At 63.8% G+C, this 12,145-nt stretch carries 12 protein-coding genes; 1 reads left to right on the forward strand and 11 read right to left on the reverse strand.

Going from position 1 to position 12,145, the window contains the following annotated elements:
* The 11 genes from KDH09_02635 to KDH09_02685 all read right to left on the reverse strand — a co-directional run.
* Positions 1–567: lysophospholipid acyltransferase family protein (locus KDH09_02635; GenBank protein MCB0218567.1), on the reverse strand; the 567-nt coding region annotated here is incomplete at its 3' end.
* A 124-nt stretch (positions 568–691) separates the two neighbouring features.
* Positions 692–1,732: a serine/threonine protein kinase gene (locus KDH09_02640; protein MCB0218568.1), complete on the reverse strand. Its 1,041-nt coding sequence runs from the start codon at positions 1,730–1,732 to the stop codon at positions 692–694.
* A gap of 39 nt (positions 1,733–1,771) precedes the next feature.
* Entirely contained in the window at positions 1,772–2,569 is a 798-nt protein-coding gene (locus KDH09_02645) for a sulfite exporter TauE/SafE family protein (GenBank protein ID MCB0218569.1), read from the reverse strand.
* The gene (gene ccoS / locus KDH09_02650; protein MCB0218570.1) at positions 2,569–2,745 is read right to left on the reverse strand and encodes a cbb3-type cytochrome oxidase assembly protein CcoS; all 177 of its coding nucleotides are present in this window, start codon (positions 2,743–2,745) and stop codon (positions 2,569–2,571) included. Before ccoS ends, KDH09_02645 begins: the two co-directional genes overlap by 1 nt.
* A 5-nt stretch (positions 2,746–2,750) precedes the next feature.
* Entirely contained in the window at positions 2,751–5,210 is a 2,460-nt protein-coding gene (locus tag KDH09_02655) for a heavy metal translocating P-type ATPase metal-binding domain-containing protein (GenBank protein ID MCB0218571.1), read from the reverse strand.
* The gene (locus KDH09_02660) at positions 5,210–5,716 is read right to left on the reverse strand and encodes a FixH family protein (GenBank protein MCB0218572.1); all 507 of its coding nucleotides are present in this window, start codon (positions 5,714–5,716) and stop codon (positions 5,210–5,212) included. The genes KDH09_02655 and KDH09_02660 overlap by 1 nt, the downstream gene beginning before the upstream one ends.
* A gap of 4 nt (positions 5,717–5,720) precedes the next feature.
* Positions 5,721–7,097 carry a cytochrome c oxidase accessory protein CcoG gene (gene ccoG / locus KDH09_02665; GenBank protein ID MCB0218573.1) on the reverse strand — a complete coding sequence of 459 codons (1,377 nt, stop codon included), beginning with the start codon at positions 7,095–7,097 and terminating at the stop codon, positions 5,721–5,723.
* A 53-nt stretch (positions 7,098–7,150) separates the two neighbouring features.
* Positions 7,151–7,708, reverse strand: a complete 558-nt coding sequence (locus tag KDH09_02670) for a c-type cytochrome (GenBank protein MCB0218574.1) — start codon at positions 7,706–7,708, stop codon at positions 7,151–7,153.
* On the reverse strand, positions 7,701–7,907 hold the full coding sequence (locus tag KDH09_02675; protein ID MCB0218575.1) for a cbb3-type cytochrome c oxidase subunit 3: 207 nt from the start codon (positions 7,905–7,907) through the stop codon (positions 7,701–7,703). Before KDH09_02675 ends, KDH09_02670 begins: the two co-directional genes overlap by 8 nt.
* A gap of 24 nt (positions 7,908–7,931) precedes the next feature.
* Positions 7,932–10,094 carry a cytochrome-c oxidase, cbb3-type subunit I gene (gene ccoN / locus KDH09_02680; GenBank protein MCB0218576.1) on the reverse strand — a complete coding sequence of 721 codons (2,163 nt, stop codon included), beginning with the start codon at positions 10,092–10,094 and terminating at the stop codon, positions 7,932–7,934.
* A 334-nt stretch (positions 10,095–10,428) separates the two neighbouring features.
* Positions 10,429–11,229, reverse strand: a complete 801-nt coding sequence (locus KDH09_02685; GenBank protein MCB0218577.1) for an SDR family NAD(P)-dependent oxidoreductase — start codon at positions 11,227–11,229, stop codon at positions 10,429–10,431.
* On the opposite strand from KDH09_02685, the gene KDH09_02690 reads away from it, so the two are divergent.
* Entirely contained in the window at positions 11,228–11,956 is a 729-nt protein-coding gene (locus tag KDH09_02690; GenBank protein ID MCB0218578.1) for a gamma carbonic anhydrase family protein, read from the forward strand. The two genes, KDH09_02685 and KDH09_02690, sit on opposite strands and share 2 nt — an antisense overlap.
* The last annotated feature ends 189 nt before the right edge of the window (positions 11,957–12,145 follow it).

Below are 12,145 nucleotides of genomic sequence, written 5' to 3' on the forward strand. Positions count from 1 at the left end.
CGCCGTTTCCTCTTCCTTGAGTCGAACGGGCCCGAAGCACTCGGGGAACTTGGCGGTGCGGCCCTTGTAGAAGGCGCGGAACTTGTCCATGTCGGCCTTGATGTCGTCGCTGGGATAGATGCCCGGGCCGAATCCGCCGCGTTTTTCCTTGTAGTCGAGCACGCCCGTCACGATGGGCACGCCTGCTTCCTTGGCCATCCAGTAGAAACCCGACTTCCAGTACTCGGCGCGGCCGCGTGTCCCCTCGGGCGGGACGACGATGACGAGTTTTTCGGAATTGCGAAAGGCGTCGGCGACCTGGCCGACCATGCCCTGGGGCGCGCGGCGATCGATGGGAATGCCGCCCAGAAATCGCATGAACCAGCCGTAGGGAAAACGGAAGAGGGTGTGTTTGCCGATCCAGTGCAACTTGATGTCGAAAACAAGCGCTATGCTCAGCATAATGGGCAGATCCCAGTTGCTGGTATGCGGCGCCGCGATAAGCACGAACTTGTCGTGCGGCGGACGCTCGCCGAGAATCTCCCACCCGATCAGCTTGAGGATGAGGCGGCCGATGAATCGTTTCACGTTGTGGTGTGCCCTTTGCCCCGAAAATTGAACGCCCGCTCACCTTAGCCGATGGGCCGGTGGTGGGAAACGCCGCGGGGCGGCGGTCACGGATTTGTCGCGGAAAATTGAACCTTGCTTACTTCTAGTAGCCGCCGTAGGCGGCCTCGCGGATCAGACTGAGCTGCTCCTGCAGGTCGCGGAGCATCTGGTTCCAGTACTGCCCCGTGCCGAAGTGGGGGAAGGCCGGCGGGAAGGCGGGGTCTTCCCAGCGGCGGGCAATCCATGCGGTGAAGTGGATGAAGCGCAGCGCGCGCAGTGGCTCGATGAGGCGAATGGTCGCGCGATCAAAGGGGCGCATCTGCTCGTAGCCGGAGAGCACGCTCTCCAGCGCCAGCCGCCGCTCTTCTCCCTCGCCCGGCAGCAGCAGCCACAGGTCCTGCACTGCCGGGGCGCGCACCATGTCATCAAAATCCACGAGCTTTAGAAACTGCCCGTCCCAGAGCAGGTTGCCTGCATGGCAGTCGCCGTGAACGCGGTGGTAACTCGCCTCGGCGAACATCGGCTCGGAGAGCTTGCAGATCTCGCGGACGGTCTGCGCGTAGAAGTCCTCGATTTCGGCGGGGATCTTCTTCTCCGAGAGCAGGTATTCGAGATTGGCGAGTCCGTAGGTCTCGGGGGTGAGTTTTACCCGGTGGGGCGCCTGTTTCGATGCGCCGACGTTGTGCAGGCGTGCCAGCAGGCGGCCGAGCTGGTGCAGGCTCTCCTCGCCCAGTTCCTCTGGAACGCGCCCGCCGACCTTGGGAAAGATTGCGTACCAGAGCTCGGTGCCGGGCACCTGCGCGAGGGTTTCTGCGGAATCGAAGGGCAGCGGCGCGACGGCGGGGATTTCCTGGGCGACAAGATCGGCGATGAACTCGTGCTCTTCGAGGATCTGCTCGCGGCTCCAGCGACCGGGCCGGTAGAACTTCACGATGCGGCGCAGGGACGCGGGCGTCTTCTTGACGATCCCGCGCGCCTCGTCCTCTTCGATCTCCACTTCGTAGACGCGGTTCTCGTAGCTGTTGAGGGCGTAGCACATGCCGGTGGTGACATAGCCGGCGGCCTCGACCGCATCGAGAACGCGGTCGGGGCCCAGATCGAAGAAATACTTTGTTACCGGGTCACCCCAGGCGGACTGCGACATGGCGCGGCTTATACCACACCGCTTGAGAGAGTGAGGGATTTAATCGGCGAGCGCGGAGGACTGCGCCAGCGCCTCGGGCGGCGTGATGCAGGCGGCATCCTCGGCGCTCGAAGGCGTGAGCAGGCTCATCTCGTGGTGCTGGTGATGATCGTGGCCGCCCCCGTGCTGGTGGAAGTGCATGAACACCGGGCGGGCCAGCGACCACACGCCCCAGAGGATGAGCACCACGCCTGCCAGGCCGTGGACTCTCTGGCGCACCGAGAGCGAGAGGCGCTCAAGCACGCTGGTGCCCAGCGCGAGCGCGGGCACGGTTCCCTGCGCGAAAGCGAACATGACAAGGGCGCCCATCACCGGCGACTGCGTCGCGGCGGCCTGCGCCTCGGCCGCGAGCAGCAGGCCGCAGGGAAGGAGGCCGAGCACGAGCCCCGCGTGCAGGCCGTAGGGCAGGGCGCGCTTTCCAGCAGGGCGCATCGCGCCGGCGAACAGGCGCTCGGGCAGCATGGCGGTGGGGCCCGCGCGCTCGCTGAAGACGCCCAGCACTGCAAGGCCGGCGTAGATCATCACCAGCCCTGCGAGAACGGCGACGGTCGTGTGAATCCACGGGCCGATGGTTCCGGTAAAGCGGCCCACGCTTCCGAGCGTTCCGAAGAAGAGTCCCAGAAAGGTGTAGGTCGCCGTGCGGCCCAGGTGGTAGCCGAGCTGCGCCTTCCAGGATGCGCCATCCTCGCATTCGCGCCCGGCGGCGGCGATGGCCAGAGAAAAACCACCGCACATGCCGATGCAATGCCCCACGCTGCCCAGCGCGCCGGTGGTAAAGGCGACAATGAGGGCTTCCATCAGTCCTCTGTCTTTCCGGTGTCGTCGGCGTCGGGCTCGACATCATCGAAGAGGATGCGCACGGCGGGCGTGTCGAGATCATCGAACTGGCCGCGCTTCACGCTCACGATGAACACCCACAAGGCGCCGCCTGCAAATAGCAGCGCGAGGGGAACCAGCAGGTAGAGCACGCCCATGACGACTACCTCTTGAACGAGAGGCCGATCACCGTCAGGGACGAGATCGGCATGAGCACCGCGGCCCACAGGGGCGTGATGTGCCCCGTGGCGGCCAGGGTGCCGGTGATGACGTTGTAGAAAAGGGAAAAACCCAGGTTGAGGCGCACGCGGCCCATAGCCTTGCGCGCCAGGGTGATGGCTTCGAGCACGGGGGCCAGCCCGGCCCGCGCGGTGGCCACGTCGGCTGCTTCGAAGGCCGCTTCGCTGCCGCCGTGGACGGCGATGCCCACGCCGGCGGCGGCCAGCGCGGCGGTGTCGTTGAGTCCGTCGCCCACCATGCCGATCAGTGCATCGCCCGATGCATCGGCGACGAGCTCGCGCTTTTGTTCCGGCGATGCCGATGCGTGCCAGCGCGCAATGCCCAGCTCGGCTGCCACCGCGCGCACCGGCGCCTCGGCATCGCCCGAGAGAAGTTCCAACTCAAGGCCCCGCGCGCGCATCGCGGCGGTGGTCTCTCTGGCATCGGAGCGAATTCCGTCGGCAATGAGGAACGCGCCGATGAGCTTTCCATCCACGGCCAGCAGAATGGACGCCGCTGCGCACTCGGTTTCCCGAACTGCGAGGGCGGCGTGCTGGGCATCGGTGGTCGCGAGAGCGTGTTCGGCCAGCCAGGCGGCGTTGCCCGCCAGAATCTCGTGGGCGCCGACGCGCGCGCGGATGCCGCGCCCGGGCTGCTGGTGAAAATCCTCGACCTTTGCGGCGGCGGGGGGCACGTGCGCAGCAATGGCGCGGGCCACCGGGTGGCTCGAACGCTGCTCGGCCGCGGAAATGAGCGGCAGGTGAAGCTCGGCGTTTTCATCGAAGAGGGTGGTTTCGATTACCTGCGGATGTCCTTCCGTCAGGGTGCCGGTCTTGTCCAGGAACAGACGCCGCACGCGGGCGAGGCGCTCTACGGCCTCGCCGCCCTTGATCAGGATCCCGCTGCGCGCGCCGCGGCCCATGGCCACCGAGAGTGCAAAGGGTGTTGCCAGCCCGAGGGCGCACGGGCAGCTTACGACGAGCAACGCAATGGCGTTGGATAGCGCGACGTCGAACCCCGCGCTCCACCACCAGGCGAAGGTCGCACAGGAGGCAAGAACGACCACCGCGACGAACCACGCGGCAATGCGGTCGGCGGTGGCGACGATGGGCGCGCGGCGGCGGGCGGCGTCTTCGACGAGGCGTGAGAGGCGTGCCAGGCGTGTTTCATCGCCGGTTGCGCGCGCGCGGATGCTCAGCGCGCCGTCGACGACGCTGGTGCCCGCCCAGACTTCCTGTCCCACGCCGCGCGTCGCGGGTACGCTCTCGCCGGTGAGCAGGGACTCGTCCACGTGGGAGCGTCCATCTTCGACGACGCCGTCAACGGGAATGCAGTCGCCTGGTGGCACGAACAGCAGGTCGCCCTCGGCAACCGACTCGATGGAGACGCGGCGGGGCTGGCCGCCGATTTCAGGGAGCATGAACGCGGTGCGCGGCACCAGTGCAAAGAGCGAGCGAGCGGCCAGCGCGGCGCGCCGTTTGCCGGTCTCCAGCAGCAGCCGCCCGATGAGCAGCAGGAATACCAGCATCGAGAGCGTGTCGAACCACACATGGCCGGTGCCGGTAAAGACATGCCAGCAACTGCTCAGGAATGCGACGACAATCCCGAGCGCGATGGGCACATCCATGTGCAGGCTGCCCACGCGAAGGCCGCCGATGGCGGAGCGGAAAAACGGCATCGCCGAGTAGAAAACCACCGGAATGGAGAGCGCGAGGCTGCCCCATGTGAAGAGATTGGCAAAGCCCGACTCGATGCCCTGGTACTCGCCGGCATAGAGAGCCGAACTAAACAGCATGATGTTGCCGCCGCAAGCGGCCGCCACGCCGATGCGGATGAGCAGGCGGTGGCGTTCCTTGCGGGCAATTTCTTCTTCCTGCGCGCCGCGTGCCGGATGGGGGGCGTATCCCACCGATGCCAGGCGCCGCCCGAGCGTCTCAAGGGGGCGGGACTTCGGGTCGTAGGTAATGCCCAGACGATTCTCGCTCAGGTTGAGCTGCGCGCCGCGAATGCCCTGGATTTGCAGCGCCAGGCGCTCGACAACCCACACGCACGCCGCGCAGTGAATTCCTTCGAGGTAGAAGTCCACATGCCGAAGCCCGTCTTCGCCTGGTTCGGTGTAGCGCTCTTCGAAACTCGGGTCGGAGAAAAATGCGTAGCCGCCAAGGTCGCCGACTTCGTCGACGCGCTGACCGCTCTCGCCAAGTCGCTCGCGCAGCGCGTAGTAGCCCCTGCCGAGGCCGGTGTCCTGAAGGATGGAGTAAGCCAGGCTGCAGCCGCGGCAGCAGAACTGTTCTTCGGGTTTCTTGCCGAAAATGGGTTTGTCCGGGAGCGGAAGGCCGCAATGGACGCACTGCTCCGGGGCCTTGGCCTCGGGCAGCGGGCAGACATTTTCGGGGCCTTGCATCAGGGCTCCAGATAGAGCGAGCGGGTCCAGCGTGCCTGCTGCGTGCCCTTGCTTACATCAAGGGTGAGTTCCCACAGGCCCTTGTCGGGCAGTGAAGCCAGCGCGTAGCGACCCTCTCCCAGGGGAGAAAGTGCGCCGGCGGTATCGAGGTCGGGATTGCTCGGCCGGAAAAGCGTGGCCCGGACGCTCGCGTCGTTGAGGGGGGAGCCATCCTTCGCACGCAGGTCGATGCAGAGCTGCATCCCTTCGCACTCGGTCACCTCGTAGGCCCAGCCGGTCTCACGGGTGAGCTTTGCTTCCGCAATGGCCTCATCATAGCGCAGCCCCATCTCATAGGGCTTGTCGCCGATCACCTGGGAGGAATCCTTGGCCGTGGCGTAATAGATCATGGTGCCGTTGGCGATGATCAGCATGGCAAAGCCCGCGAGCACGCCCCACAGCCACAGAGGGTCGCTGCGAAAGTTCACCTCTTTTTTGGTTGAGTCTTTTGCGGAGTTGGATCCCATGGCGTCAGCTCCTTGGGCCGAGGAAAGTGGCTTCCATGCGGGAGATTACCTTGCCGTCTTCATTCTTCCCGAGCAGGCGGATCTTGTGCCGCCCGTTGTCGAGAGCTTCCTGGGGGGCGGTTACGAAGATGCCGATCTGGCCGACTTCGCCTGCCTTGACCGGGAAGGGTTTGATGGGAACCACCAGGTTGCCGCCCTCAAAGCCTTCCAGCTCGAAAGTGAGCGCGTGGTCCCTGCGATCCTTGTTGAGCAGCTTGAGAGTGAACTGATTGTTGATGTCTCCGGTCTGGCCGACACGGAAGGGGGCGCCCGGCGGACGCAGGATGGTCATCTCGATGATATCGCGGTTAACCAGCCGGTAGGTCAGTGCGCCGCCAATGGCCAGTAGCAGCAGGGAGTAGATCAACACGCGCGGGCGCATGAAAATGACCGAGCGCTTGCCCTGCTCGAACTCGCGCTCTGTGCCGTAACGGACCAGACCGCGCGGCTTGCCCAGCGCGTCCATGACCGTGTCGCAGGCGTCGATGCAGCGCGCGCACTGGATGCATTCCATCTGCAGGCCGTCGCGAATGTCGATGCCCGTCGGACAGACGTAGACGCACTTGTCGCAGTCAACGCAGTCGCCAAGGTCGGCTGCTGCATCTTTCCTGCGCTTGCCGCGGGGCTCGCCGCGAAGCGGGTCGTAGCCGACGGTCAGTGAATCGAAATCCATGAGAGCCGACTGGAAGCGGGCGTAGGGACAGGCGTAGGTGCAGAACTGCTCGCGGAAGAATGCGAAGTCCCAATACATGAGCCCGGATGCGCTCAGCGCAAAGGTCATGGCCGCCCGGTGGGAGAGATCGAAGCTCGAAAGCGCATGAATGAGCGGCTGAGCCCCCAGGAAATAGGCCACCAGCGAATGGCCCACGATCAGGGAGGCGACAATGAAAATTGCGTGCTTGAGCGCCTTGCGCCAGAAGCGATCGAAGGTCCAGCCCTTCTGGTCGCGGGCCAGTCGTTTGGCGCGGCCGCCTTCGATCCAGTCCTCAACGGGCAGATAGAAGGCGTGGAGGAACACCGTCTGGGGGCAGGCGTAGCCGCACCACACGCGTCCTGCCAGGGCCGTCACAAAAAAGAGCAGGATCGCCGCGCCCACCAGGATGAAGATCATCAGGTGAACGTCGGAGGGCCAGAAGGTCACGCCAAAGAGTATGAACTTGCGCGCCGGGATATCGAGCAGAACGGTCTGGTCGCCGTTCATCGTTGTCCATGGGAGCGCAAGAAGAACCAGCACCATGATCCAGCTCGCCCAGAAGCGGAACCGGGTGAATCGCCCCTTGATCTTCATGGGGTGAATTTTGGCGCGTGTCTTACCTTTAAGAACGTCAAGCAGTTCCGACATCGGGTGCTCCTTTGTCCCGCGTGAACCGCCTTCCCGACAGTGCCGTCCGAGAGTTACTCTTCGGGCTCACCGCCCCCCAGGCTGTACACAAATGCTGCGACCTGAGCGATCTTCTCAGGCCCTAAGATGGGTCCCCAGGTGACCATGCCCTTTTCGGGCACGCCAACTGTGATGGTGTGACGGATGTTGTCGTACTTGCCACCATGAATCCATTCGTTGTCCGTGAGGTTGGGGCCGATCCCGCCGGTGGCATCCACACCATGGCAGGCGACGCAGTTGATGGTGAAGACTTCCTTACCCGCGGCGACAGCCTCGTCATTACCGACATAGGCTGCACGATCGACCGGCGGCATGTCAGGACCGCTGCCCCCACCGTCCGGCGCGGCAAAGAGCTCCGGGTGCATTTCCTGGGCCAGCGCGGTTTCGGCTTCCAGCTCGGCTTCCTGGGTCATGCCGCCAAGGCCCATGTACATCCACATGACGTAGAAGATGGCGAAGATCACCGTGCCGATGCTCATCCAGGTCCACCAGCCCGGAAGCGGGTTGTCGTATTCCTGAATGCCGTCGTATTCGTGACCGAGCAGTCGGTCTTTATATTTCTCATCACTCATTGATATTTTCCCCCGGGGTTTCCCCCTCGTTCTCACCCTTGAACGGCAGGTTGCGCGCCTGCTCAAAGGTCTCGTCATGGCTCTTGCGCATCGTCCAGTAGATGACGCCGACAAAGAGCGCGACAAAAATCAGGAGCGAGATCAGCGAGAGCATGGCGCTCATGCCGCCTTGTTCGAGTGTTCTAAGTGCCGATCCCATGTTCGGTTCCTCTCGCGTGCGCGCCTAGCGGCTGGCAGTCTGGCTGGCGTTGTTGCGCCAGCCGATGTCCATGCCCAGACGCTGCAGATAGGAGATGAGCGCCAGGATTTCCGTGTCGGCCTCGGCATTCTTGGCGGTGCCGCTGCGCAGATCGTCCAGGATGTCCTGGGCCTGTGCCTTGGCGTCCTTCATGCCGTTGTCGATTTCCTCGAGCGTATACGGAACGCCCACGCGGCGCAGCGCTTTGAGGCGCGGCTTCACCGTGTCGTAATCGATCTTGTATTTCAGCAGCCACGGGTAGGGCGGCATGATCGATCCGGCCGATGTCGCGCGCGGATCCTCCATGTGCACGTAGTGCCAGGAGTTGGGATACTTCCCGCCCACCCGGTGCAGGTCGGGCCCGATACGGCGCGATCCCCACAGGAAGGGATGGTCGTAGACGAACTCGCCAACCTTGGAATATTCGCCGTAACGGACCACCTCGTCGCGGAAGGGGCGCACCATCTGCGAGTGGCAGTTGTTGCAACCCTCGCGGATGTAGATGTCACGACCCAGCACTTCGAGCGGCGTGTAGGGCTTGACCGAACTGATGGCCGGCACGTTGGATTCATCGACCAGCAGCGGCACGATCTCGAAGAGGCTTCCCACGGCCAGCGCGACCAAAGTCAGCACCGTGAAGACCAGCGTCTTGCCTTCGAGCTTGCGGTGGCCCTTCGAGTCGTCGGCCTCGTTGCGACCCACGATATCGGGAACCTGCGCCGCCTCGTCGGAGAGGTCGGCACCCTCGGCCTTGGCCTGGGCGATGGTCTTGACGAAGTTGTAGATGCCGATCAGCACGCCCGTCAGGTACAGGCCGCCGCCGATGGCGCGGGTGATGTACATCGGGCGAAGGCGCGTCACGGTCTCAACGAAGTTCGGGTAAACCAGCAGGCCGTCGGGGCCGAAGGCCTTCCACATCAGGCCCTGGGTGATGCCGGCGACCCACATGCTGGTCATGTAGAGGACAATGCCGATCGTGCCGGCCCAGAAATGCCAGTTGGCCAGCTTCACGCTGTAGAGCTTGGTGCGATACAGGCGCGGCAGCATCCAGTAGAGCATGGCAAAGCTGGTGAAACCGACCCAGCCCAGGGCGCCGCCGTGGACGTGGCCGATGGTCCAGTCGGTGTAGTGGCTGAGCTTGTTGACGGCGCGGATGCTCATGAGCGGCCCTTCGAAGGTGCTCATGCCGTAGAAGGAAATCGATACGACCCACATCTTGAGGATCGGATCGGTGCGCAGCCGGTCCCACGCGCCGCGAAGCGTGTAGAGACCGTTGATCATGCCGCCCCAGGACGGACCCAGCAGCATGACCGAGAAGACCATGCCGGTGGTCTGCGCCCACTGGGGAAGCGCCGTGTAGTGCAGATGATGGGGGCCGGCCCAGATATAGATGAAGACCAGCGTCCAGAAGTGGATGATGGAGAGCCGGTAGCTGAACACCGGTCGCTCGGCCGCCTTGGGCAGGAAGTAATACATCAGACCCAGGAACGGCGTCGTCAGGAAAAACGCGACCGCGTTGTGGCCGTACCACCACTGAACGAGCGCGTCCTGCACGCCGGCGAAGACCGAGTAGCTCTTCATGAACTCCGCCGGGATGGCCAGCGAGTTGACGATGTGCAGCATGGCGATCGCCAGAATGGTGGCGATGTGGAACCACAGCGCGACGTAGATGTGCTTCTCACGTCGCTTGAAGAGCGTGCCGAAGAAATTGATGGCGAAGATCACCCACACGATGGTGATGAGAATATCGATGGGCCACTCGAGCTCGGCGTATTCCTTGCTGGTGGTGTAGCCCAGCGGCAGGGTGACCGCCGCCAGCACAATGATCGTCTGCCAGCCCCAGAAGTGGAGCTTGCTGAGCGTATCATTGAACATGCGGGCCTTGAGCAGGCGCTGCGTGGAGTAGTAGACACCGGCGAAGATGGCGTTGCCCGCAAAGGCAAAGATCACCGCATTGGTGTGCAGGGGGCGAAGCCGCCCGAATGTAATGAACGGGATGCCGCCATTCATCTTCCAGCTGACAAGCTCGCCGGCGATGATGAGTCCCACGAGCATTCCCACCGCACCCCAGATAAAGGTTGCGATGGCGAACTTGCGCGTGATGGCGTCATCGTAGTGGATGGTCACGGTGTTTGATTGGTCACTCATGCCGTCTGCCTATTCCCCCATGGATTGAAATAGCCGGGCACAGGAATCCCCCCGTGCGCCCGACTTGTTGGAGACCGCCCGGGCTCTCAAAGCCCGGAAGAGCGGCTGCTCATGGTGTTTTAACTACGGAGTTGCCCTGCCCGGTCATATGACAACTGTCATACGTTCCTGTAATAGCAGAATAGGGGCGGAATTCGCCACTTTCACGACTGTCCGCAGCAAAAGAATTTGTAACGATATCAATCGCCTGCGGCGTCTAAATCAGAAGAAATTGGTCGGGTTTTTCGGCCAGTCGCGGCGCTGCCCCGGGGCAGGGGGCGGCTTCGCGACGCAACTACCGGCCGTTCAGGCCCAGTAATCCCGATAGTGGCGGCATCGCAGCGCCCAGCAGCGGGGTGAGCCAGCGGGTCGCGGCGTAGGAGGCCGGGTAGGTCAGAATGGACCGGCGTTTCTCAATACCCTCGCGAATCAGCCGTGCCAGCTCGGCGGTGTTGCCGCGCGGCATTCGCTCGAGCTGCGCGCCCGTTTCCGTACTCAGGGTGTTGCGCAGCATGTCGGTCTCGACCGGACCGGGGAAGACAGTCATCACATTGACGCCCGAGCCGGCCAGTTCCACGCGCAGCACGTCGTCGAGGCCCCAGAGCCCGCGCTTGGTCGCGACATAGGTGCTCGTCGCCGGTGCCGGGAAGAAGGCCGAGACCGACGAGAGCGAAACCAGCGTGCCGTGGTCGCGGTCGATCATGCCGCCGATCACCTCGTGGGCGAGCTCGGTGGGGGCGAGCAGATTGAGCTCGAGCGTTTTGCGCACCTGCGCGGCGGTCTTTTCCTCGAAGCGCTCGACGCCGCCTGAATCGCCGGCGTTGTTGATCAGCACATCGATGGGGCCGCACTTCTTCTCGGCGTCCCTGGCGAGCTTGCGCGGCGCGCCGCGCTTGGTCAGATCGGTCTCGAAGATTTCGGCGGTCCCGCCCTTCTTGCGAATGCGCGCGGCCAGGTCTTCAAGCATTTCGCGGCGGCGCGCAGCCAGCGAGACGCGCGCGCCGTGGGCGGCAAGCTCCAGTGCAACGGCCTCGCCGATGCCGGCCGAGGCGCCGGTTACCAGGGCGTGCGCCCCGGTCAGATCAAAGTGGCTCATGGTTGTCCCCCCTTGCGTGTCACAGCGGTGGCGGGAGCGGCGCTCCCTGCTAGACTGCTCGCTCTATAACACGTGCGATGCCGCTCGGGCAGAAAAAGGCGCGGAAGGACACATCATCTTGCAGGATTTCGGACCACTCGTTGAACTCGATTCACCGGCATTCGTCCACGAGAGCGCGCAGCTCTACGGGAAGATTCACCTCGCACCGGGCACTTCGGTCTGGCCCTTTGTCAGCATGCGGGCCGAGGACCAGGAGATCCGCGTCGGGGAAAACACCAACATCCAGGACTTCGTGATGATCCACATCGGCTACGCCACGCCGACCATCATCGGGGCCAACTGCTCGATCACCCATCACTGCACGATTCACGGCTGCACCATCGGCGACAACACGCTCGTTGGCATCAACGCGACCATCATGGACGGCTGCGTGATCGGCAGGAACTGCATCATCGGCGGCGCGGCCTTTTTGAAGGAAGGCACCGTCATCCCCGACAATTCCATCGTCGTGGGCGCCCCCGGCAAGGTGATCAAGCAAAAGAACAACTGGGTCGCCAACTGCATGAACGCCCGCTACTACCGGCGAAACGCCGAACACTACGCCCGCGGCGAGCACCGCGCCTGGGCCGGCAAGGACGGCAAAACTTGGGCGGCCGAGCAGTTGCAGGAATTGCAGAAAGAGTTCAAGGCGCTACTGGAATCGGGCGCGGAAGTAATTCCGGAGTAGGATTGGTTTGAGAAAAGGGCGGGGGACTCAATGAAGAAACTCTACTGGCTTTGGTGGGCGGCCTTTGCGCTGGCGGCGTTTTTGACGAGCCCCGCACCGACGGGGGAGACCTTCAGGCTCTTCGGCAACCTGGCGATCGGCAACTACTGGGACTTGAACCCCGCGCTCATTGCGGAGTGGAATGCGATC

This window comes from Chrysiogenia bacterium, from assembly GCA_020434085.1.
Lineage (GTDB): Bacteria > JAGRBM01 > JAGRBM01 > JAGRBM01 > JAGRBM01 > JAGRBM01.

What these genes read in the sequence shown, in the direction of transcription:
- KDH09_02640 (MCB0218568.1), bottom strand. Translation starts at nt 1,732, where the DNA reads ATGTCGCAGTCCGCCTGGGGTGACCCGGTAACAAAGTATTTCTTCGAT.
- KDH09_02645 (MCB0218569.1), bottom strand. Translation starts at nt 2,569, where the DNA reads ATGGAAGCCCTCATTGTCGCCTTTACCACCGGCGCGCTGGGCAGCGTG.
- ccoS (MCB0218570.1), bottom strand. Translation starts at nt 2,745, where the DNA reads ATGGGCGTGCTCTACCTGCTGGTTCCCCTCGCGCTGCTATTTGCAGGC.
- KDH09_02655 (MCB0218571.1), bottom strand. Translation starts at nt 5,210, where the DNA reads ATGCAAGGCCCCGAAAATGTCTGCCCGCTGCCCGAGGCCAAGGCCCCG.
- KDH09_02660 (MCB0218572.1), bottom strand. Translation starts at nt 5,716, where the DNA reads ATGGGATCCAACTCCGCAAAAGACTCAACCAAAAAAGAGGTGAACTTT.
- ccoG (MCB0218573.1), bottom strand. Translation starts at nt 7,097, where the DNA reads ATGTCGGAACTGCTTGACGTTCTTAAAGGTAAGACACGCGCCAAAATT.
- KDH09_02670 (MCB0218574.1), bottom strand. Translation starts at nt 7,708, where the DNA reads ATGAGTGATGAGAAATATAAAGACCGACTGCTCGGTCACGAATACGAC.
- KDH09_02675 (MCB0218575.1), bottom strand. Translation starts at nt 7,907, where the DNA reads ATGGGATCGGCACTTAGAACACTCGAACAAGGCGGCATGAGCGCCATG.
- ccoN (MCB0218576.1), bottom strand. Translation starts at nt 10,094, where the DNA reads ATGAGTGACCAATCAAACACCGTGACCATCCACTACGATGACGCCATC.
- KDH09_02690 (MCB0218578.1), top strand. Translation starts at nt 11,228, where the DNA reads ATGGTTGTCCCCCCTTGCGTGTCACAGCGGTGGCGGGAGCGGCGCTCC.
- KDH09_02685 (MCB0218577.1), bottom strand. Translation starts at nt 11,229, where the DNA reads ATGAGCCACTTTGATCTGACCGGGGCGCACGCCCTGGTAACCGGCGCC.